This window comes from Methylosinus sp. DMC45 (assembly GCF_056313885.1).
On sequence record NZ_JBQUZK010000003.1, the window covers coordinates 192,170 to 212,506 of the forward strand.

Here is a 20,337-nt window from a genome sequence, read left to right on the forward strand (position 1 = left end):
GAAAGATCGATGCATGAAATCGCTTTTTCGCGATCCTCGCCGTCTTCCCTATTTGATCGGGAGACGGGACACGAGGCGCATTCCGATATTCATGCCTTCCAGCTGATAATGGGGCCGCAACTCGAATGTCGCGGAATAATATCCTGGATTTTCCTCATTCGGGACGATGGTGATCTTCGCGCCGGCGAGAGGCTTCTTGCGCTTCACCTCATCGGACGAATTGGTCGGGTCGCCGTCGACATATTGGACGATCCAGTTCTGCAACCATCTCTGCAGCTCCTCCTTCTCCTTGGTGGAGCCAATCTTATCGCGCACCATGACCTTCAGATAATGTGCGAAGCGGCACACTGCGAACATGTAAGGAAGGCGCGCCGCGAGATTGCTGGAGGCGGTGGCGTCCGGGTCGTTGTTGTATTCCTTCGGACGCGCCAGCGATTGCGCGCCGATGAACACCGCGCGATCGGTGTTCTTGCGATGGATGAGCGGCATCAGCCCGGCCTTGGCCAGCTCCGCCTCGCGGCGGTCGCTGATGGCGATCTCCGTCGGGCATTTGAGATCGACTCCGCCATCGTCGGTCGGGAACGTATGCGTCGGCAAATCCTCGACCTCGCCGCCCGATTCGACGCCGCGAATGCGCGAGCACCAGCCGTGGTCCTTGAAGGCGCGGGTGATGTTCGCCGCCATCGCATAGGCGGAGTTCATCCAGGCGTATTTCTCGCCCTTGTGGCCGTCGGTGTCTTCCTCGAAGCCGAATTCCTCCACCGGCTCGGACGCCGCGCCGTAAGGCAGGCGCGCCAGCACGCGCGGCAGAGTGAGGCCGAGATATTTGGCGTCCTCCGAATCGCGCAGGCTCTTCCAGGCGGCGTATTCCGGCGTGTCGAACACCTTGCCGATGTCGCGCGGATTGGACAGCTCGTTCCAGCTGTCCATGCGCATCAGGCTCGGATCGGCGGCGGTGATGAAGGGCGCGTGGGCGGCCGCGGCGATCTTGCTGAGATCGCGCAGCAGCTGCACATCGGTCGGATGATGGCTGAAATAAAAGTCGCCGACGAGCGCGCCATAAGGCTGGCCGCCGAGCTGACCATATTCCTCCTCATAGACTCGCTTGAACAGCTCGCTCTGGTCCCATTTCGCCTTGGGATAGTCTTTCAGATGCTGATAGAGCTCGGTCTTGGAGATGTTCAGCACGCGAATCTTCAGCGTCGCATCCGTCTCCGAGCTGTAGACGAGATGATGCAGCCCGCGCCAGGCGCTCTCGATCTTCTGGAACTCGTCGGCGTGGATGATCTCGTTGAGCTGGGCCGTCAGCTTCTCGTCGATGGAGGCGATCAGCCGCTCGATCGTGTCGAGCACATCGTCCTTGATGACGGCGTCCGTGTTGGACAACGCCTGATTGACGAAGATGGAGATCGCGTCCTGGACGCGCGCATTCTGCTCCTTGGCCGCGGATTCGTCCTTCGGCGGCTTGAAGCTCTGCTTCAGCGATTGCAGAAATTCGTCGAGTTCGCCGCCGGTCGTGGCGACAGCGGCTTCGGTCTGTGTGAGCTCTGTGGTCACTTGCGCCTCGCTCATTTGTCGCCCGATCGGGTCGCGGAGAGGAATTCCTTGAGCGCTTCCATCTTTTGCGGGTCCTTCAGCAGAGCCCGCAATTGCTGGTTGGCGGCGTCCTTGCCGTCCATATAGACGCGCAGATTGGCGAGCTTTTGCCGCGCCTCGAGCAGCTCGGCGAGCACCGGCACCTGCTTGGCGACGGCGGCGGGGCTGAAATCGGCCATGCTCTTGAAATCGAGCTTCACGCTCAGCTTCTCGCCCGGCTGATCGGAGAGCTTGTTGTCGACATGGAAGCTGACGCCCGGACGAACGCCATGCTCGGAGCTCATGCGCTCGTCGAAATTATCCATGTCGAACTCGACGAACTTGCGGGTCGCCGCAGTGCCCTTGTCGAAGTCTTCCTTGCCATGGCCGGGCGAGTTGCCGGAGAGATCGGCCAGCACGCCCATCACGAAGGGAAGCTCGACCTTCTCGTCGGCGGTCGGATCGACATATTCGATTTGAACTCGCGGAGGGCGATTGCGCGCGATGAATTTCTGCCCACTCATCTTCGCCATATACAATAATCCTTTATGAATTCGCGATAGAGAAGCCGAGCATCGCGAAACTGTCAAGCCGTGGACGCGCCGAGTTGGCTCGTGTTCGCGCTGCCCTCCGTATACTCGTCGAACCGCTCAAAATCGCTGTGTGATGGCGCACACTCGTGTCAATCTTACGACGGCCGTCAGCTCTCCTCGCGTTCGAGCACGGCGCCGAGCACGGCGATGAAGTCCTTGTCGGCGAGCGCGCGGGCGCGATCGATGAGGCAAGGAATCGGGCTCGACGGCTCGGCGATGCGGAAATAGCGCGCGATATCGTCCAGCAGCAGCAAGGCCTGCACGCGCGTCGTCGCCGAGAAGCTCGGAGCGTCGATCTCATAATCCTCGGCATAGTCGATCGCCTCCGGCCGCGGCTCGACCTGCTCCGGCTCGACGACGATCGGAGCCGGCGTCTCGATCTCGCTCGTCTCCGCGAGACCATCCTGCGCGGCGGCGCTCATCGCCGCGTCCGGCTCCTCTGCGCTCGCCTGCGCCTCTTGCTCTATGCTCTCCGGCTCTGCTCTCTCTTCCTCGAAAGGCGCCGGCTCCTCTACGGACGGCGCCTCGATCAGCAGCGGCGCGGGCGGCGCCGCACGGCGGCGCGTCTTGCGCGGCGTCTGGCGCTCGTCGAAATATTCGGCGCGCGACGGCGTCATGTCGCCGAGCGGCGCGACAGCCAGCTTGAAGGCGTTCTCGCCGCCGATCGAAAATTGCGCATAGGCGTGACGGTCCGGCAGCAGAGCGGCCAGCACCTCTATGAAGGTCTTGCCCTGCAGGACGATCGCCTGCGCGACCAGCGGCAGCGCCGGATTGGACGGCTCGAAGAGGCAGAAATAATCCTTCGCCGCATCGAGCGCACGGCGCGCGTCGGCGGCGCAGGCGATGGCGCCGCGCGGCGCGTCCCCGCCCGCTTCGTCTCCTTCTCCCTCGTCCGGCTCCGGCGCCGTCGGATCGGGAAACGCCAAGGAAAAGAAGCTCAGCACGCCGCCGACGACCTTCAGCAGCGCGCCGAATTCCGGCGTCTCCGCGCCGCTCGTATGCTCGGCGAAGCGGGCGCGAATAGTCTTCAGCGCCACCTCGAGCCGCCGGAAGCTGGCGCGCGGCGCCGCGACGGCCTCCTCGCCGGCGTCGGCGAGAACGCGCACGATCTGCTCCTGCGTCATCGCCGCTATGCGGCCGCCCGCGGGCTTCTCGCCGCCCTCTGCGCCTTCGGCCGCCTTCTCCTGCTCGGCGAGCACAATGGAGCGAAAGGCGATATTGCCCTTGCGCCGATCCGCATGGAGCGTGACGAATTGCAGCGAGATCGTCACGACAGAGCTGTCGAGCTCGTCGAGAATATCGGCGCGCGCCTTCACAGATCCGTCACGCGGGCGCGGATGCACGCCGTCCCAATAGCGCTCCAGCAAGGTCGCCATGGCTGCGACCGTTTCGACGAACTCGTCGAGGTTGCGCTTGAGAATGGCGAGGCGCGCCAGAAAAACCATGAGGCGCAGATCGCGTGTGCGCTTCATCACATCGGCGAGCATCGCCGGTATGTATTCTATGGCTTCTCGGAATTCATTGTCGGTCGGGTCGAAAGGCCGGCCGTCGGTAAAGAAGGTCTCGGGAAGTTGAAACGGCGCAAAGGCGAAGAAATTCATGAAGGCGGCGTCGCCGTTCTCGTCGAGATCGGGGCCGCAAGGATCCGCCTCGGAGACGGGCGACGAGAGAAAGGCCGGATCGACGATCGCCATGGCCGCTCAATCCTCCGCGCGGGTTTCGACGCGGCGATTGGCCGGGTCGAGCGGATCGCGCGCTTTCGGCCGCGCGCGGCCATAGCCTTGCGCGTCCAGCCGCACGGCGTCGATCCCCGCCGAAACCAGATAGTTGCGCACTGCTTCGGCGCGACGTTGCGACAGCCGCAGATTGGTCTCGTCGCGGCCGCGCGCATCGGTATGGCCATCGACATGAAAACGTCGCGCGGCGAGCGCCGTATCGCGCAGCGCCTCGGCGAATTGGTCGAGATTCTTGCGCGCGCGCGCCGTCAGCCGATCGGAGCCGAGATCGAATGTCACCTCGAGGTCGAAGGCCTCGTTCCGCGCGGCTTTCTCCGCTGCGTCGCCGGGGCAATCCGCCGCTGCGCCGATGCACAGCGAGCGCGCCGCGCCGAAGGACGGCTCCGCGGCGAAATGTCGAACGATATCCGTTGCGGAATAGGCCGGCGCGTCATCGGCGCGGCTGAGAGTCGACGGCGCGCGGGCCGCAACCGTCGACAATGCGAGAGCGAGAAGAAGCTTGCGTCCCAATATGTCGTCCCCGGCGCAAAAATACTTCTCGACACTATTTTTGCCGTTACGTATCGTCAAGGGCTTACCCGTTTCGCTTTCCAGGATCGTTTCGAGCTTCGGATGCACCATGTCTGACATATTGATTCAGGACGGCCGCATCGCAATCCTGTCCACGCCATTGGGAAAGGACAAGCTCGCGATCACGGCGCTCGACGCGACGGAAGGATTGAGCGAGCTGTTCGAGATTCGCATCGAGACGGTGAGTCCCGACGCCAATGTCGATTTCGACCAGCTGCTCGGCCGCGACTGCACAGTGGCTCTGTCGCTGCTCGATCGGCCGCAACGTCATTTCAACGGAATCGTCGCGGAGGCGCAGGCGATCGGCGCCTTCGAGGATCTCTATGTCTATCGCTTCGTGCTGCGGCCGGCCCTATGGCTGCTGACCCGCACGACCAATTGCCGCATCTTTCATCACAAGTCGGCGCTCGCCATCGTCGCCGACGTTCTCGGCGAGCGCAACATAACGATCGAGAAAGCGACCAAGCGCAGCTATCCAGAGCTCGACTATTGCGTGCAATATCGCGAGACCGATTTCGATTTCGTCTCGCGGCTCATGGAGCAGCACGGAATCTATTACTACTTCAAGCACGCGGACGGCGCGCATACGATGGTTCTGTCCGACTCGCGCTCCTCGCATCAGGCGATCGAGGGCGGCGCCTCCATCGTCTTCGCCAATGCGCTGGCCGGCCTCACGCAGCAGGAGCAGGCGCTGCTCTCCTGGTCGTCGGAGCGACGGTTCCGCACCGGCAAGATCGAGCTGCGCGATTACGCCTTTCGCGAGCCGGGCTCCAATCTCAAGGCCAGGACGCAGGGCTCCGAGAGCTACGCGCGCGCGACGACCTACGAATATTACGACTATCCCGGCAAATACCAGAATGCGAGCGACGGGCGCCTCTATGCGGATGCGCGGCTCGAGGCCGAGCAGGCGATCGACTACCGCCGCTACGCATCGGGCCAGGCGCCCAGCCTCTTTCCGGGCGGGCTCGCCACGCTCGACCGCCATCCGACCACGGCGGAGAACAAGCAATATCTCATCGTCCGCTGCTCGCATCATTTCGCCGACGAGGCGTTTCGCTCCACTGGCGGGCTCGACGGACGCCAGCCCTATCACGGCAATTACGAGCTGCAGCCGGCCGATCGCGTCTTTCGCGCGCCCCTGGTGACGCCGCGGCCGCTCGTGCATGGGCCGCAGACGGCGAAGGTGGTCGCGCGCGACAAGGACGCCGACAGCGAGGAGATCGACACCGATCCCGACGGCCATGGAATGATCAAGGTGCGCTTCCATTGGGACCGCGAGGACAAGCGCTCCTGCTGGATGCGCGTCGCGCAGCTATGGTCCGGCCCCGGCTGGGGCGCGCAATTCATTCCGCGCATCGGCATGGAAGTGGTCGTCGAATTTCTGGAGGGCGATCCCGACAAGCCGATCGTCGTCGGCGCCGTGTATAATGGCGGCAATCGATTTCCCTATAAGCTGCCGGACAACAACACGCAGTCGGGATTGAAATCCGACTCCTCCAAGGGCCATGGCGGCTACAATGAATTCATGTTCGAGGACAAGAAGGGTTCCGAGAAAATCCGCATGCATGCGGAGAAGGATCACGATGTCGTAATCCGCAATTCCGAGACGACGGAGATCGGCGAAGCCTTCTCCGGCGGAGGCGCCTCGCGCAAGACGACGCTGAAGAGCGGCGGCGACGAGCTGACATTGCAGAGCGGCTCGCGCAAGACGACGATTCATGGCGGCAAGGATGCGACGACGGTCGATCAGAGCATAACGATCGAATCGCTCGGCGACACGATCACGCTGAAAACGGGCGCGAGCTCGATAAAGCTGACGCCGAGCAAGATAGAGATCAGCTCGACGATGATCGCCCTGTCCGCCGCCAAGATCGACCTGAACTGAAGGGGGAGAGGGTGAGCGCGCCGAGCAAGATACGCTTCGCCACCGTGCGCGACCTCTACGCCGCTTTTCCCACGGCGGAGATCGACGTCGGAATCGAATGCTGCGAGGAGCCTTCCGCGGGCTTTGTCTCCCGTCTCGCGAAGGAGGGCGACCATCGCGCGGCCTTGTCCTATTGCGCCTATCTTCTGGCGCGGCGCGAGGCCGTGTGGTGGGCGGCGCGCTGCGTGCGGCAGACGGCGCCGGCGGACGCCATGTCGCTGCGCTGCCTGCAGGCGGCGGAGGAATGGGTGAGCGAGCCGAGCGAGGCGCGGCGGCGGCGCGCGCTGGAGGAGGCGGCGCAGGCGCGAAAATCGCTCGCCGCGGCCTGGGTCGCGCAAGCGGCGGGATGGTCGGGCGGCAATGTCTCGCCCGATCCCGCCTTTTATCTGGAGCCGCCGCCGCAGGCCACGGCACAGGCGGCGCGCGGGGCCGTGCTCATCGCGCTCGGCGCCGTGGCGGGGGATCGCCGCGAGTCCGTCGAGAGCGGCTGGATAGAGGCGGCGCTGCGTTGCGCGCTCGGCGAGCTTCATCGGTCATGAGGCGAGAAGGCGCGGGCTCGCGGCCCGCTGAGGGAGCCATCGGGGAATGCGCCTGACATTGACGATCGAGAATTTCAGCCGAAGGCCGGACGGCGGCCCGCTGACCTATGTCGCGGAAGGCCGCCGCAGCATCGACATCGGCCGCAATCAGCATCTCGACTGGTGCCTGCCGGACGAGAATCATTTCATCTCCGGCCGCCATTGCGAGATCGCGCCGCGCGACGGCGGCTATTATCTCACCGATGTCTCGATGAACGGGACTTTCGTCAATCACCCCGACAATCGCGTGCAATCGCCCTATCGGCTGCGCGACGGCGATCGTCTCTATATCGGCGATTATGTCGTGGCGGCGCGCGTGGAGGGCGACGCGCCCGCGCTCGACGCAGCCGCCGTCTCATCGACGCAGCCGGCGCCGGCCTATGACGATTTCTGGAGCTCCTCCGAGCCGGCGCCGCCGCCCATCGATCCGCGCTCGCTCGATCCGCGCCGGCTCGATCCGGCCCCGCAGACCGATTGGATCGACCATGTCGCCGATGTGGCGACGCCGATAGCGCCAACCCCGCGCCGACCTTCCGCCGAGCCTGCGCCCGCCGCCTTTTGGGGCGAGCCGCCACAGTCCGCTCCGACCGGCGCGCCGAACGACATTTGGGGCGCGCCGGCGCCGCCCGTCTCGACTCCCGCGCCCATTGTCGACTGGTGCTCGCCGCCGCCCGCCGCCGCGCCTTCCGTCGCGCCTCTCGTCGCTGCGCCTCTCGCCGCTCCTGCGCCATTCGTCGCGGCGCCCGTTCCGCCGCCGTCCGCGCCCGCCGCGGCGCCGGGGATGGAGGGCGCCTATGCCGAATTTCTGACGAGCTTCGCGCAGGCGCTGAACCTGCCGGAGCAGACATTCGCCGGCGCGACGCCGGCGCAGCTCGGCGAGCAGCTCGGAACGCTGACGCGCCTCATCGCCGAGGAGACGCGGCAATTGCTGCGCGCCCGCGCCGAGGCCAAGCGGCTGACGCGCAGCGCCAGCCATACGATCATCGAGGCGCAGGGCAACAACCCGCTGAAATTCGCGCCGACGACGGAAGAGGCGCTGCGCATCGTGCTCGGTCCGCCGCGGCCAGGATATCTCTCCGCCGGCCCCGCCTTCGCCCAGGCCTTCGTCGATGTGAAGGCGCATGAGCTACGCACCTACGCCGCCATGCAGGAAGCGGTGCGCATGCTGAGCGACAGCCTCGATCCCGCGAGCCTCGAGAGAGCGCAGGGCAAGGACAGCGGCATCGCCTCGCTGGTCGGCTCGCGCAAGGCGCGGCTATGGGACCGCTATGTCGAGCGCTGGACGGCGATGAGCCCGCGCTCGGGCGACAAGCTCGCCGACGCCTTCATGCGCAATTTCGCCGACTGCTACGACCGGGCCGACGCCCGGAAATAAAAAAGAGGACGACCGGGCCGACGCCCAAAAATAAATGACAGGGGGAGCAAATGTCTTGGCGCAGCAAGGTCGTGTGGAGCGAAGGTTTGTTCCTGCGCCCGCACCACTTCCAGCAGGGCGACCGCTATCTGGAATGGGCGACGACCGCCCGCACGCGCAATCTCGCGCCCTTCTCCTGGGGCTTCTCCCGCCTCGACATCGACCACGGCCTCGCGCAGCGCGGCAAGCTCGGCCTGGAGGCCGCATGGGGCGTGATGCAGGACGGCACGCCTTTTCAGCTCGAGGGCAAGGAGGAGCTGCCGGAGCCTCTGCCGATCGACGACAAGATCGCCAATCGCATCGTCTGGCTCGCCTTCCCGGAAGCCTCGCCCAACACGCGCGAGGTGGCGCGGCGCGACAGCGCTTCCGCGAGCCGCTATTTCCACGCCTCGGAGACCTTCATCGACTCCACATCCGAGCTGCGCGTGGAGGAGGAGATAGAGGTCGCGCATCCGCGCATGGAGCTGCATCTCGAGAGCGAGCGCAAGCGCGGCTACAATAATCTTCCCGTCGCGCGCATCGTGAAGCTCGAGAATGGCGCGGTGCTGCTCGATCCAGAATTCGCACCGACCGTGCTGATCTGCCGCGCGCATGACGTCGTCGTCGGCTGGCTCAATCGCGTCATCGGCTGGATCGAGAACAAGCTCGAATCCATCGCGCGCTACGCCGCCGATCCCACCGCTGGCGGCGGCCTGCAAAATCGCGACTATCTGCTGCTGCAGACGCTCAATCGCGCGATACCGGCGCTCCAGCATTTCGAGCATACGGCCAATCATCTGCATCCAGAGCGGCTCTATGTGTTTCTCGTCTCGCTCGCCGGCGAGCTCGCCACATTCTGCGCCGCCGATCGCCGCGCGCCGAGCTATCGGCCTTACGATCACGACAATCTGAAGAATACATTCGAGCCGGTGCTGCGCGATCTTCAAGATTTTCTCAGCAAGGACGCCGATCATCGCGCCATTCGTCTCGAGCTGCAGCAGCTCGCGCCCAACGCTTTCAAATCGCCGATCAAGGATCGCTCGCTGTTTCAGAACGCGTCCTTCTATCTCGAAGTGTCGTCGCGGCGTCCGCTCAGCGAGATACAGATGCAATTCCCCAATCTGCTGAAGCTCGGTCCCGACACGCGCATGAACGAGATCGTGCATTACAATCTGCCCGGCGTGCAGATCGTGCATCGGCCCTCGCCGCCGCCGCAGATCCGTCTCATCGGCGATCACGTCTATTTCTACATCGACAAGAAGAGCCCGCTGTGGCCCGATTTCAGCGTCGCCGCCGCGATCGGCCTGCATTTCTCGGGCGATTGGCCGGACCTCGAGCTCGAGCTCTGGGCCATTCGGGAGGATAAGAGATGAGCGACAAGGACAATCCTTTCGGCTCCTCTGGCGGCGATCGCACCGTCTTTCAGCCCAATCCCGGCGGGCGCCGTCCGCCGCCGCGCCCCGTCGCGCCGCCCCCGCCCGCTGCGCCGACGCCCGGCTACACGCCGCAGACGGCGCCCGCCTATGCGCCGCAACAAGATTTCGGCGCGCCGCGCCCGGCCGAGCATCCTTACGGCCAATTCGCGCCCTCGCCCTTCGAGACCGCGAGCGCGCCGCGCGCGCCGGCGCCCGACGCCTGGGTGACGGGCCGCGGACAGCAGCAGCAAGCGGCCGCGCCCTTGCAGCGCGCCGAGGATTTGGATTTCGACGCGCTCGTCGCGCAGCATCCCAATCCCATATTGCGCGCCGCCGGCCCGCTGCTGCATCTGCTGGGGCGACTGCGCGTCGCCGCGCTCAGCGCCGATCTCGAGAGCCTGCTCGAGCAGGTCGCCGCCGCCGTCGCCTTTTTCGACAAGGATATTCGCAGCGCCGGCGTCACGCCGGAGCAGGCGAACGTCGCCAAATATCTCGTTTGCGCGACGGCCGACGACATTGTGCAGAATATACCGACCGACGACCGCCATTTGTGGACGCGCTACAGCATGACCTCGCGCTTCTTCGGCGAGCGGCTCGGCGGCGTGAATTTCTTCAAGCAGCTCGAATGGCTGCAGCGCGACCCCGGCGCCAATTTCGACGTGCTGGAACTGCAGCATGTCTGTCTCGCGCTCGGCTTTCAGGGCCAATATCGCGCCGCCGAGGGCGGCCCCAATCAGCTGCAATACATACAGCGCAATCTCTATGAGCTGCTGCGCCGCGTGCGGCCGAAGCAGGCGCTCGATCTCTCGCCGCGCTGGAAGGGCCAGGCGCTGCCGCTCGGCCGCAAAGGGTTCGTTTTGCCCCTATGGGCGAGCGCGGCTGTCGCGGCGCTCCTGCTCTTCGGCGTCTTCATCGGCCTGCGCGCAAAGCTCGGCGGCGTCGGCGAATCCGTCGCAGCGGAGATCGAGACGCTGCATCCTTCCACCAAGATCGCCTTGCAGGAGCGGCTCAATCTCCCGCGCGTGGAGCCGCCGCCGAAACCTTCCGTGCAATGCAAGCGCATCGGCGAGCAAGTCGGCGACGGCGTGAGCGTCACCTGCAATGGCAAATGGGTGCAGATCAAGGTCGGCGACGCGGTGCTGTTCCAATCCGGCAAGGCGGCGGTGCTGCCGCAATTCTCGCCCATCGCCGAGCGCATCGCGCGCGCGATCGACGGCGAGACGGGGCCGATCAAAGTGATCGGCCACACCGACAATCAGCCCTTGAGCCCGCTCAATCTCTTCCGCGACAATCAGCGTCTCTCGGAGGAGCGCGCGCGCGCCGTCGCAGCGCTGCTGAAGCCGCTGCTCAAAGATCCCTCGCGCGTCTCGGAGGCCGGCCGCGGCCCGTCCGAGCCGATCGCCGACAACGCCAATGAAGCCGGACGGCGCCTCAATCGGCGCGTCGAAGTGCTCATCAGCCGCATAGACTGAGGAAACTCCCAATGTCCGAGAAGCCCGGCGTCAAGGGCGACATCGTCCGCATCATTCTGCTCGGTCTCGGCCTCGCGTCGATCTCGAGCATCATCTATCTCGCCGGGCCTTTCATCGCCTTCGGGAGCTGGCGCCCGCTCGAGAATGAGATCGTGCGCGACATCGTCATCGTGCTGATCGTCGCCATTGCGGCCTCGGTCGCGGGCTTCTCCTTCTGGCGCCGGCGCAAGAACGCCGCATCGCTGGCCGATGGCGTCGCCGATGCGGAAGCCGAAGACGATTCCATTGTGCTCGGCGAGCGCATGAAGGACGCGCTCGCCACTTTGAGGAAATCCGCCAAGGGCGGCTCCACCTATCTCTATGACCTGCCCTGGTATGTCATCATCGGCCCGCCCGGCGCCGGCAAGACGACGGCGCTGGTCAATTCGGGCCTGCGCTTTCCGCTCGCCGGCGGCGCGACGCCGGAGGCGATCGCCGGCGCCGGCGGCACGCGCTATTGCGATTGGTGGTTCGCCGAGGACGCGGTTTTCATCGACACCGCCGGCCGCTACACGACACAGGATTCCGACGCCGCGCTCGACAAGCGCAGCTGGTTCTCCTTTCTCGATCTCATGAAAAAGCATCGCCCACGCCAGCCCATCAATGGCGTGCTGGTGGCGATCAGCGTGCAGGATCTGCTGCTCTGCTCGCGCGAGGAGCGCGCCGCCCATGCGCGCGCCATTCGCTCGCGCTTGCTGGAGCTGCACGAGCGATTGAAGGTGGATTTCCCCGTCTACGCCGTCTTCACCAAGGCCGATCTCGTCGCCGGCTTCACCGAATTCTTCGCCGATCTCGACAATGACAAATTGCAGAGCGTCTTCGGCGCGACTTTCCAGACCGCCGACAAGAAGCTCAATCTCGTCGCCGATATTCCGCGCGAGCTCGACGCGCTGATCGAGCGCTTGAACCAGTACATGCTCGACCGTTTGCAGGAGGAGCCCAATCCCGCCAATCGCGTGGCGCTCTATGGCTTCCCCGCGCAAATGGCGGCGCTCAAGCGGCCGGTGCATGATTTCCTCAACGCGATCTTCGAGCCGACGCGCTATCACTCCAACGCCAATCTGCGCGGCTTCTATTTCACCTCCGGCACGCAGGAGGGCACGCCGATCGATCAGCTCATCAATGCGCTGGTCAAGAATTTCGGCGCGCATGATGTCGGCGGCATCGGCTTCCGCGGCTATGGCAAGAGCTTCTTTCTCTATGATCTCGTGGAGAAGGTCATCATCGGCGAGGCCGCCTGGGTGTCGACCGATCCGCGCGCGGTGCGGCGCGGCTTCGTCCTGAAGACGGCCGCCTTCGCGCTCATCGCGCTCATCAGCGCGGGCGCGAGCTTTGCGATGTGGAAGAGCTATTCCGCCAATGCCGAATTGACCGCGAACGCGCAGACTCTGGCGCGCGAATATGCGGCCGACGCCGCCTATCCGCTGACGCGGCAAATGGTGGTCGAGGATCGCGACTATGGCAAGATTCTCGGCCTGTTGCAGAAGCTGCGCGACGCGCCGACGGGCTATGCGCATCGGGGCGATCCCGAATCCTTCTTCGAAGGCTTGGGGTTCGGCCAGCGGCCGCGTCTCGTCGAGGCTTCCATCGCCTCCTATCGTCTCGCGCTCGAGCGTCTGCTGCGGCCGCGGCTTCTGTTCCGCCTCGAGGAATTGCTCGAAGAGCATCGCGACGATCCGGGCTTCATCTATGAGGCGCTGAAGGTCTATCTGATGCTCGGCCATGCGCGCACGCCCGTCGATCGCGAGGTGATTCTCGCATGGGAGCGGCGCGATTGGCGCGACAATCTCTTCCGCGGTCCACTCGCCGACAACGCCAAGGCGCTGGAACAGCATCTCGACGCCATGCTCGAGCTCGACAATGGCGAGCTGCTCGTTCATCCCAATCAGACTCTCATCGACGAGAGCCAGAAGACTCTCGCGCGCTTGAAGCTCTCCGAGCGCGCCTATGAGCTGCTGAAGTCGGAAGCGCGCACGCTCGACGTCGCCGATTGGACGGCGCCGGGCGCCGGCGGTCTTCTCTTCGATCAATTGTTCGAGGAGGCGAGCGGCAAGGATCTCGACACGATCCGCGTGCCGGGCTTCTACACTTACGAAGGCTTCAAGCGCGCCTTTCTGCGCGGTCTTCCCGGCATATCGGACCGCGTGCGCAAGGAGCGCTGGGTGCTCGGGCGCCCGGGAGACGAGGAGACGCTCGGCGACGAATATCGTTCGCTCGGCAATGATCTGCTCGCGCTCTATGGCCGCGATTTCGACGCCGCCTGGCGCAGCGCGCTCGCGCGGCTGAAGATGAAGCGCCTCAACGCCGACAAGCCGCAATATCGCGCGCTCGGCGCCGCCACCGCCTCCAACTCGCCGTTGAAGGCGCTGTTCGAATCCGTGGTGGAGGAGACGTCTCTCACCAAGGAGCGCAAGCTGCGCAAGGACGCGCCGGCCAAGGAAGGCGCCGCCGCGCCGCAGATCGCCGCGAGCGATCTCTTCCCCGGCCGTGGCGACCGCCCGCCGGGCGAGGAGATAGAGAAGCGCTTCGTCCCTTTCCAAATCTGGCTCGACGGCGCGGGACCGCGCAAGCCGATCGACGAATTGCTCGCCGAGCTGAACGACATAAAGGACAATCTCGTCGTCGGCGCCACTCTGCCGGAGAATTCGCCGCAGGCGAATGCGGCGCTCGCCATGCAACTGAAGAAATTCCGCGGCACGGCGGATCGCCTGCCGGAGCCCTTCCGCCCCATGCTCACCGGCGCGGCCTCCGATTTCGATCGCGCCGTGCTCGACTCGGAATTGATCAGGCTGACCGGCGCCTTTCGCGAGCAGGTCGCGACCTCCTGCCAGCAATTGACGCCCGGCCGCTATCCTTTCGTCAAAGGCGCGGCGAGCGAGATCGGCCTCGCCGAATTCGGCCGGCTGTTCGGGCCGAATGGGATACTCGATTCCTTCTTCAAGCAGTCGCTCGCCAAATATGTCGACACGGCCAAGACGCCCTGGAGCTTCCGGCCGGAATATCCGCTGACCGCGCGCCTTTCCGCCGCGAGCCTGCGCGAGTTCCAGCGCGCCGCGCAGATTCGCGACGCCTTTTTCCCGTCGGGCGGCAACATGCCGAATCTCGCGCTCACCGTCTTTCCGCCGCCGCTGAGCGGCGCGGGCCGCACGGCGAAATTCGAGGTGAATGGCCAGGAGGCGACCTCCGTCGCCGGAACCTCGGTGACGCCGCGCGCGATCCAATGGCCCGGCGCCGGCGGCGGGCGCGCGGCGGTGAGCCTCGCCACCGATCTCGCGCCGAGCCAGACCGCCGCGGCGGACGGCTCAGCGCCGGCGGCGGCGCCCATCGTGCTCGAGCGCTTCGGCGGCTGGGCTTTGTTCCGATTGCTCGACGCCGCCGGGCGCTCCTATGCCGGCGAGCGGCTCAACGCGACCTTCTCGCTCGGCAAGCAGACGCTGATCTTCGGCTTTCAGGCGGGCTCTACGTTGAAGCCGCTCACTCTGCCGGCGCTCACCGAATTCCATTGCCCGACGCAATTGTGAGGGACGCGGAATGCGGCGCGGACTATTCGGCAAGCTGCAGGCGAAGCGCGATTTCGTGTCCCAAGGCGCGCCGCGCGGCTTTCTCGCCGCCTTCGAGCCGTGGATTCAAGGCGGCGTCGCCTCCAGCCGCGCGCAGCTCGGCGATGCTTGGCAGGCGGCCTATCTCACCGCGCCCATCTGGCGCTTCTGGCTCGGCCCGCAGCTCTGCGGCGGCATGACGACGCTCGGCGCCTTCATGCCCTCGATGGATGGCGTCGGCCGCTATTTCCCGCTCAGCGTCGCATTTTTCGCCGAGGCGGGCGAGGCGCTGTCGCCGCCGGAGGCCGATCCGCAGGACCTCTGGTTCGCGACGCTCGAGGATTTCCTGCTCTCGACATTGGAGCAGGGCGTCGCTTTCGAATCGGCGCTGGAGGCGCTGGAGGTTCTGCCCGCGCCGGCGCTGGAGCAGCCGCAGGCGCGTCTCGTGACGCCGAGCGCGGCCGCGACGCGCGTCGGCGAAGCGGGCTTTGCCGAAGCCTGCCGCTCCGCCCGCGAGGCGCTCGCCCGCGCCCGCGCCGTCGCCGATCAGAGCTTCTGGTGGACGCAAGGCGGCGAGGGTTTCGCGCCTCACGCGCTGGCTTCGACCGGCATGCCCGATCCGGCGATCTTTTCGGCCATGATCTCCGGCCGCTTCACGCCCGCGGCGAGCGAGCCATGAGCGGCATGGCCGATCTTCGCCCGATGCGCGCCTTCGCGCTCTCCGACAAGGGCCGCGTGCGTGCCGAGAATGAGGATAATTTCCTGTCCAAGCCGCATATGGGCCTTTTCGCCGTGGCGGACGGCATGGGCGGCCACGCCGCCGGCGCGACGGCCAGCGCGGTGGTCGTCGACAGCCTCAGCCGCGTCGCCCCGCAGGGCGCGGCGGCGGAGCTGCGCCGCCAATGCGAGGCCGCATTGCAAGGCGCGCATCGCGATATCCGGCGGCAGGCGGCGCTGCGCGGCGTCGGCACGATGGGCTCCACCGTCGTCATGCTGCTGACTTTCGACCGCTATTACGCCTGCCTTTGGGCCGGCGACAGCCGCGCCTATCTGCTGCGGGGCGGCGATATCGTGCAGATCACCATCGACCACACAGAGGCCGAGCAGCTGCTCGCCGATGGCGTGCTGACGCCGGAGGAGGCGCGCAACTGGCCGCGCCGCAATGTCATCACCCGCGCGGTCGGCGCCGGCGCGACGCTGGCGCTCGATTTCGTCAATGGCGAGCTGCTCGAGGGCGACATGCTCGTGCTCTGCTCGGACGGGCTCACCGGCCATGTGACGGCGGCGGAGATCGCCGGCCTCGCCAGCGGCCGCGCGCCGGAGGAGGCCTGCCGCGCGCTGATCGATCTGGCGCTGGCCCGCGGCGGGACCGACAATGTGACAGTCCTCGTCGCCGCCTATCGGCAGCAGGAGGCGGAGCCGACCCGCTTGCGCCCGGGACGGGAGGAGTCCAGAGAAACCACGAGGCCGCGTTGAAGATCTTTCTCCCTCTCCCCGCTCGTGGGGAGAAGGAAGGCGGCGAAGGCCGCGCCCAAGGATTTATAGAGCGATCAAATGTCTTACCCGCCGGATGTCCAATCGATCCACGGCGCCCTGCCGCCCGGCACGCGGCTCAACGCCAATTACGAGATCGACGCCTTTCTGAAGGCGGGCGGCATGGGCGACGTCTATCGCGGCCATGAGATCGAGACCGGCGACACGGTCGCCATAAAGCTCATTCGCGATCAGCTCGCCGGCGACGAGGCCGTGCTGGCCATGTTCCGCAATGAGGCGCTGGCGCTGCGTCGCATTCATCACGAAGCCATCGTGCGCTATTTCGGCTTCACGCTGGAGCCGCAATTGCGCCGGCATTATCTCGCCATGGAGTTCGTCGAGGGCCAGCCGCTCTCCGATATTCTGGACCGCGGCCCGCTGCCGGCGCCGCAGGTTCTCGCGCTAATGCGCCGCATCGCCGCCGGGCTGCAAGCGGCGCATGAGCAGAACCTCGTCCATCGCGACGTCTCGCCGGACAATGTCATCGTGCCGGAGACCGGCATCGCCCGCTCGCGCATCATCGATTTCGGCATCGCCCGCTCGCTGAGGGTCGGCGACAGCACGGTGATCGGCTCGGGATTCGCCGGCAAATACAAATATGTCTCGCCGGAGCAGCTCGGCCTCTTCGGCGGCGATGTGCGCGCGGCCTCCGATATCTACAGTCTCGGACTGGTGCTGGCGGCCTGCCTCATCGGCAAGCCGCTGCCGATGGACGGCACGCAGGTGGAGGTGATCGAGCGCCGCCGCGTCCTTCCCGATCTCTCCGCCGTCGATCCGATGATGCGGCCGATCATCGCCGCAATGCTGCAGCCGGACCCCGAGGCCCGGCCGCGCAGCATGGCCGAGCTCGCCGCCTGGACTCCCGACGCCGACGAGCGCGGCTCCACCGTCTTCGCGCCGCGTGGGGCGAGAGCGCCCGTCCCGACCCGAGCGCCGGAGCCGCCGCCGATTCCGGTTCCGCTCGGCGCCGCGCCGCTTCCGCCGCCGGCGAGACCCGCCGAGGAGAAGAAGCCACGGCGCGCCGGCCTCCTTATCGGCTCTCTCGTCGCGGTCATCGCGCTCGCCGCCGCAGGCTTCGGCGGCTGGCGCTATCTTCATCGCGAGGAGCCGGCCGCGACCACGCAGGCCGAGACGCCGCCGACGACCGACGTCGCCGCCGAACCGCCGACGACCGTCGTCGAGCCGCAAAAGCCCGTCGAGACGCGGCCCGATCCTTTCGTGCGGCTGCGCGAATATGCGCGCGATTTCGACGGCGGCGATTGCTTCCTCGCGGTCGTCGGCGAGATTTCCGCCGGCGAGGCGCAGATCGACGGCTATGGCCGCGGCCGCGAGCCCTTCGATGCGCTCGACAAATCGTTCAGGGATGCGACGGGCGTTCCCGCCGCGATCGGCGTCCGCAAGGTGACGGCGCCGCAATGCCCGGCGCTCGGCTTCGCCAAGAAGTTCCTCGCCGTTCGCGAGCCTTTGCGCTTCGACGTCGCGCGCACGCAATTGCAGCGCAGCGGCGACAAGCTCGAGGGCGCGATCGAAACGCGCGCCGAACATGTGCGTTTTCTCATAGTCGACGACGACGGACTGGTGAATGATCTCAGCGCTCGGCTCGGACAGGAGCCCGGACGGCGCGACTTCGCGATGGAGCTGCGCGCCACTCGGCCCGGCCCGGTGCTGCTGGTGGCGATCGCTGGCGCGACGCCCATCTCCCTGGCCGGCGCCGCACGCGCGGCGACCGCCAAAGACGTGTTCGCCAAGCTCGCGGAGGAGCTGGCCAATGCGTCGCCGCCGCCGGCGGTGGCGCTGAAATATGTGTCGCTGGTCTCGGGACGCTGAGCGCCGCCGGGGCCGGCGAAAATAGCCCCGAGATTTTTCGGCCTCGGACTTTGAAGCTCGCATTTTCCGGCGCTGCGCCGGGCGGAGGTTGCTCATGGCGCGATCAGTGACAGGATTTCCGATCGATCGCGCGGCGCTGGCCGCCTTCCTTCTCCCCACGCCGTCATGGCCGGGCTTGTCCCGGCCATCCACGCCAGGACGCCGAGACCTCTCGAAAGCTCGGCGTGACGCGGCGGCTCCGATGGGGCGTCCGTCGTGGGACGAATCCGTCGATAGCGGGCGCTTTCCTGCGATTTCTCGGCTGCCTGGCGTGGATGGCCGGGACAAGCCCGGCCATGACGGCGGCGGCATTTTGCGATGGGTAAATCCGATAGCCGGCAAGGGGAGGGCGATCGCGTCCCTTCTGGCGTTGGCGGCGCTCGCTCTGCCGCAGGGAAACGCGCTCGCCGACGATGCGCTCGTCCGCAGCTTCCGCCAGGGCGGCGACGCGGCCTCGGTCGGCGTGGTGGAGGCCGGCGCGGATACCGAGATCGAAGGCCCGCAGGCGATCTATTCCGGCGCCGACGGCGAGATCTATCTGCTCGATCAGGTCAATGGCCGCGTGCTGCGCTTCGATCCGCGCAAGCCCGCCGAGGCGACGCGCTCGCTCGAATTGCCGAGCGATCTGCGGCCGACCGACATCGTCGTCGCCAGAGACACGATCTATGTGTGGGACGAAGGTCCGCGCGCCTTGCAGGCGACCGGGCCGCAGGATGCGCAGACGCGCAGCCTCGCGGTGACGCGCTCCGTCTCCGCGCCGGACGAGGCGGTGCTCTCCGCCTTCGCGCAGACCGGCTCGCAGGAGATCGGCGAGGACGCCGCGACGCGCAGCCTCGGCGACGGCAAGCCCTTGCGCTCGCGCCAGACCATCGCCTCGCATGGACGCGGGCAGGTGGTCGCCGATGTGAACGCCCTCGACAAAAAAGCCGTCTCCATCTCCTTGCAGATCAAGGATGGCGCGGCGCTCGCCAAGCTCAAAATGCAGGTGCGCAGCCGCATCGGCTCGGTGGAGCTGCTGGATGTCGATCAGCGCGGCCGCATTTTCGTGCTGGGCGAGAATATTCCGACCGACGCCACCGATCAGCCCTCCACCTTCGTCGCCCGCTACGCCTCCAATGGCGCGCTCGAGGGCGTCTATGAGCTGCCGCTGGACAAGCAGGTCGCGCTGTCGCGCCGCTTCGTCACCGTCTCGGCGGAGGGCGACGTCTATTTCCTGCGCACGCGCAAGGGCGGGGTCGATCTGCTCGGCGTCGGCTTCCGCCCGATGAAGAACGGGCAGACCATCGATCTCGCGCCGCCGGCGCCGGCGATTCCCTCTTACGCGCTCACGGATTTCGGCAAGCGCAAGGGCGCGACGGCTGCGACGCGTCCGCTCGATCGCACGCAGGTCGTGCAGACCGCGCTGCAATTCGCCAATGTGCGCTGGCGCGTCAACGCCGGCGCCTATGGGGCGGACCCGGATCGCTCTTGCAGCGGCTTCGCGCGCATCCGCCGGCCCGGCTATCTGCACGGCAAGCTGGGGCAGGAGGTCGTCGGCATTCCCTATTGCTGGGGCTGCCATGGAGCGCTGCCGCGCATAGCGGCGGAGATCGGCGCCGGGCGCCTCGCCGGCAATGTCTGCACGCGCAACGATCCGCGGCCCGATGTCGCCGGCGTCGATTGCTCGGCCTTCGTCAGCGCCTGCTGGGGCCTCTCCACCCATTTCACCACAATGGCGATTCCGGCGATCTCGCGCGAATTGAGCAATCCTTGGGATCTGCTGCCCGGCGACGCGCTCAACAAGCCGGGCTCGCATGTGATGCTGTTCATGCGCTTCACCCCGGACCGCCGCGCCGAGGTGATCGAATCCTCGACCGGCGGCTGCAATGGCAAAGTGTGCCGCAACATCTATCCGCTCGCCTCGCTGCTGGCGCGCGGCTATCGGCCGGTGCGCTTTCGCGGCCTCGCCAATGATATGAGCGCGCCGACGCCGGTCGCCGCCGTCGCCACGGCGACGCCCATGGGCAAGACCAAGCCGGAAAACGCCCGGCCGGAAGCGCTGGATCAGAACGGCGCCGAGAAGCCCGCCAAGGGCGCGGTCAAGACAAGGGCGCGGTGAGAGCGG

14 protein-coding genes are annotated in these 20,337 nt (G+C 66.4%); 10 read left to right on the forward strand and 4 right to left on the reverse strand.

Annotated features, from left to right (window positions below):
- Positions 1–48: 48 nt before the first annotated feature.
- From tssC to ACT53T_RS01105, 4 genes are all read right to left on the reverse strand, one after another.
- The gene (tssC, locus tag ACT53T_RS01090; RefSeq protein ID WP_476159555.1) at positions 49–1,572 is read right to left on the reverse strand and encodes a type VI secretion system contractile sheath large subunit; all 1,524 of its coding nucleotides are present in this window, start codon (positions 1,570–1,572) and stop codon (positions 49–51) included.
- Positions 1,569–2,108: a type VI secretion system contractile sheath small subunit gene (tssB, locus tag ACT53T_RS01095; RefSeq protein ID WP_018267376.1), complete on the reverse strand. Its 540-nt coding sequence runs from the start codon at positions 2,106–2,108 to the stop codon at positions 1,569–1,571. Before tssB ends, tssC begins: the two co-directional genes overlap by 4 nt.
- A gap of 167 nt (positions 2,109–2,275) precedes the next feature.
- Entirely contained in the window at positions 2,276–3,862 is a 1,587-nt protein-coding gene (locus tag ACT53T_RS01100) for a type VI secretion system protein TssA (protein ID WP_476159556.1), read from the reverse strand.
- 6 nt (positions 3,863–3,868) lie between these two features.
- A complete protein-coding gene (locus tag ACT53T_RS01105) occupies positions 3,869–4,414 on the reverse strand; it encodes an OmpA family protein (protein WP_476159558.1) in 546 nt (181 codons plus the stop codon).
- A gap of 109 nt (positions 4,415–4,523) precedes the next feature.
- Here ACT53T_RS01105 and ACT53T_RS01110 point away from each other — a divergent pair, with 109 nt between their 5' ends.
- The 10 genes from ACT53T_RS01110 (at position 4,524) to ACT53T_RS01155 (ending at position 20,331) form a co-directional block, all read left to right on the forward strand.
- Entirely contained in the window at positions 4,524–6,359 is a 1,836-nt protein-coding gene (locus ACT53T_RS01110) for a type VI secretion system Vgr family protein (protein WP_476159559.1), read from the forward strand.
- 11 nt (positions 6,360–6,370) lie between these two features.
- Positions 6,371–6,937, forward strand: a complete 567-nt coding sequence (locus ACT53T_RS01115; protein ID WP_476159561.1) for a DUF6931 family protein — start codon at positions 6,371–6,373, stop codon at positions 6,935–6,937.
- Positions 6,938–6,983: 46 nt separating this feature from the next.
- On the forward strand, positions 6,984–8,351 hold the full coding sequence (gene tagH, locus ACT53T_RS01120; RefSeq protein WP_476159563.1) for a type VI secretion system-associated FHA domain protein TagH: 1,368 nt from the start codon (positions 6,984–6,986) through the stop codon (positions 8,349–8,351).
- A 50-nt stretch (positions 8,352–8,401) separates the two neighbouring features.
- Positions 8,402–9,742, forward strand: coding sequence for a type VI secretion system baseplate subunit TssK (tssK, locus tag ACT53T_RS01125; RefSeq protein WP_476159564.1), 1,341 nt, complete (start codon positions 8,402–8,404; stop codon positions 9,740–9,742).
- Positions 9,739–11,256: a type IVB secretion system protein IcmH/DotU gene (gene icmH, locus ACT53T_RS01130; RefSeq protein ID WP_476159565.1), complete on the forward strand. Its 1,518-nt coding sequence runs from the start codon at positions 9,739–9,741 to the stop codon at positions 11,254–11,256. Before tssK ends, icmH begins: the two co-directional genes overlap by 4 nt.
- A gap of 11 nt (positions 11,257–11,267) precedes the next feature.
- Entirely contained in the window at positions 11,268–14,816 is a 3,549-nt protein-coding gene (gene tssM / locus ACT53T_RS01135) for a type VI secretion system membrane subunit TssM (protein ID WP_476159567.1), read from the forward strand.
- A gap of 10 nt (positions 14,817–14,826) precedes the next feature.
- Entirely contained in the window at positions 14,827–15,513 is a 687-nt protein-coding gene (tagF, locus tag ACT53T_RS01140) for a type VI secretion system-associated protein TagF (RefSeq protein ID WP_476159569.1), read from the forward strand.
- The gene (locus ACT53T_RS01145) at positions 15,510–16,310 is read left to right on the forward strand and encodes a PP2C family protein-serine/threonine phosphatase (RefSeq protein WP_476159570.1); all 801 of its coding nucleotides are present in this window, start codon (positions 15,510–15,512) and stop codon (positions 16,308–16,310) included. The genes tagF and ACT53T_RS01145 overlap by 4 nt, the downstream gene beginning before the upstream one ends.
- A gap of 78 nt (positions 16,311–16,388) precedes the next feature.
- Entirely contained in the window at positions 16,389–18,194 is a 1,806-nt protein-coding gene (locus ACT53T_RS01150; protein WP_476159571.1) for a serine/threonine-protein kinase, read from the forward strand.
- 310 nt (positions 18,195–18,504) lie between these two features.
- Entirely contained in the window at positions 18,505–20,331 is a 1,827-nt protein-coding gene (locus ACT53T_RS01155) for an NHL repeat-containing protein (protein ID WP_476159572.1), read from the forward strand.
- Positions 20,332–20,337 lie beyond the last annotated feature (6 nt).

What these genes read in the sequence shown, in the direction of transcription:
- tssC (WP_476159555.1), bottom strand. Translation starts at nt 1,572, where the DNA reads ATGAGCGAGGCGCAAGTGACCACAGAGCTCACACAGACCGAAGCCGCT.
- tssB (WP_018267376.1), bottom strand. Translation starts at nt 2,108, where the DNA reads ATGGCGAAGATGAGTGGGCAGAAATTCATCGCGCGCAATCGCCCTCCG.
- ACT53T_RS01100 (WP_476159556.1), bottom strand. Translation starts at nt 3,862, where the DNA reads ATGGCGATCGTCGATCCGGCCTTTCTCTCGTCGCCCGTCTCCGAGGCG.
- ACT53T_RS01110 (WP_476159559.1), top strand. Translation starts at nt 4,524, where the DNA reads ATGTCTGACATATTGATTCAGGACGGCCGCATCGCAATCCTGTCCACG.
- tagH (WP_476159563.1), top strand. Translation starts at nt 6,984, where the DNA reads ATGCGCCTGACATTGACGATCGAGAATTTCAGCCGAAGGCCGGACGGC.
- tssK (WP_476159564.1), top strand. Translation starts at nt 8,402, where the DNA reads ATGTCTTGGCGCAGCAAGGTCGTGTGGAGCGAAGGTTTGTTCCTGCGC.
- icmH (WP_476159565.1), top strand. Translation starts at nt 9,739, where the DNA reads ATGAGCGACAAGGACAATCCTTTCGGCTCCTCTGGCGGCGATCGCACC.
- tssM (WP_476159567.1), top strand. Translation starts at nt 11,268, where the DNA reads ATGTCCGAGAAGCCCGGCGTCAAGGGCGACATCGTCCGCATCATTCTG.
- tagF (WP_476159569.1), top strand. Translation starts at nt 14,827, where the DNA reads ATGCGGCGCGGACTATTCGGCAAGCTGCAGGCGAAGCGCGATTTCGTG.
- ACT53T_RS01145 (WP_476159570.1), top strand. Translation starts at nt 15,510, where the DNA reads ATGAGCGGCATGGCCGATCTTCGCCCGATGCGCGCCTTCGCGCTCTCC.
- ACT53T_RS01150 (WP_476159571.1), top strand. Translation starts at nt 16,389, where the DNA reads ATGTCTTACCCGCCGGATGTCCAATCGATCCACGGCGCCCTGCCGCCC.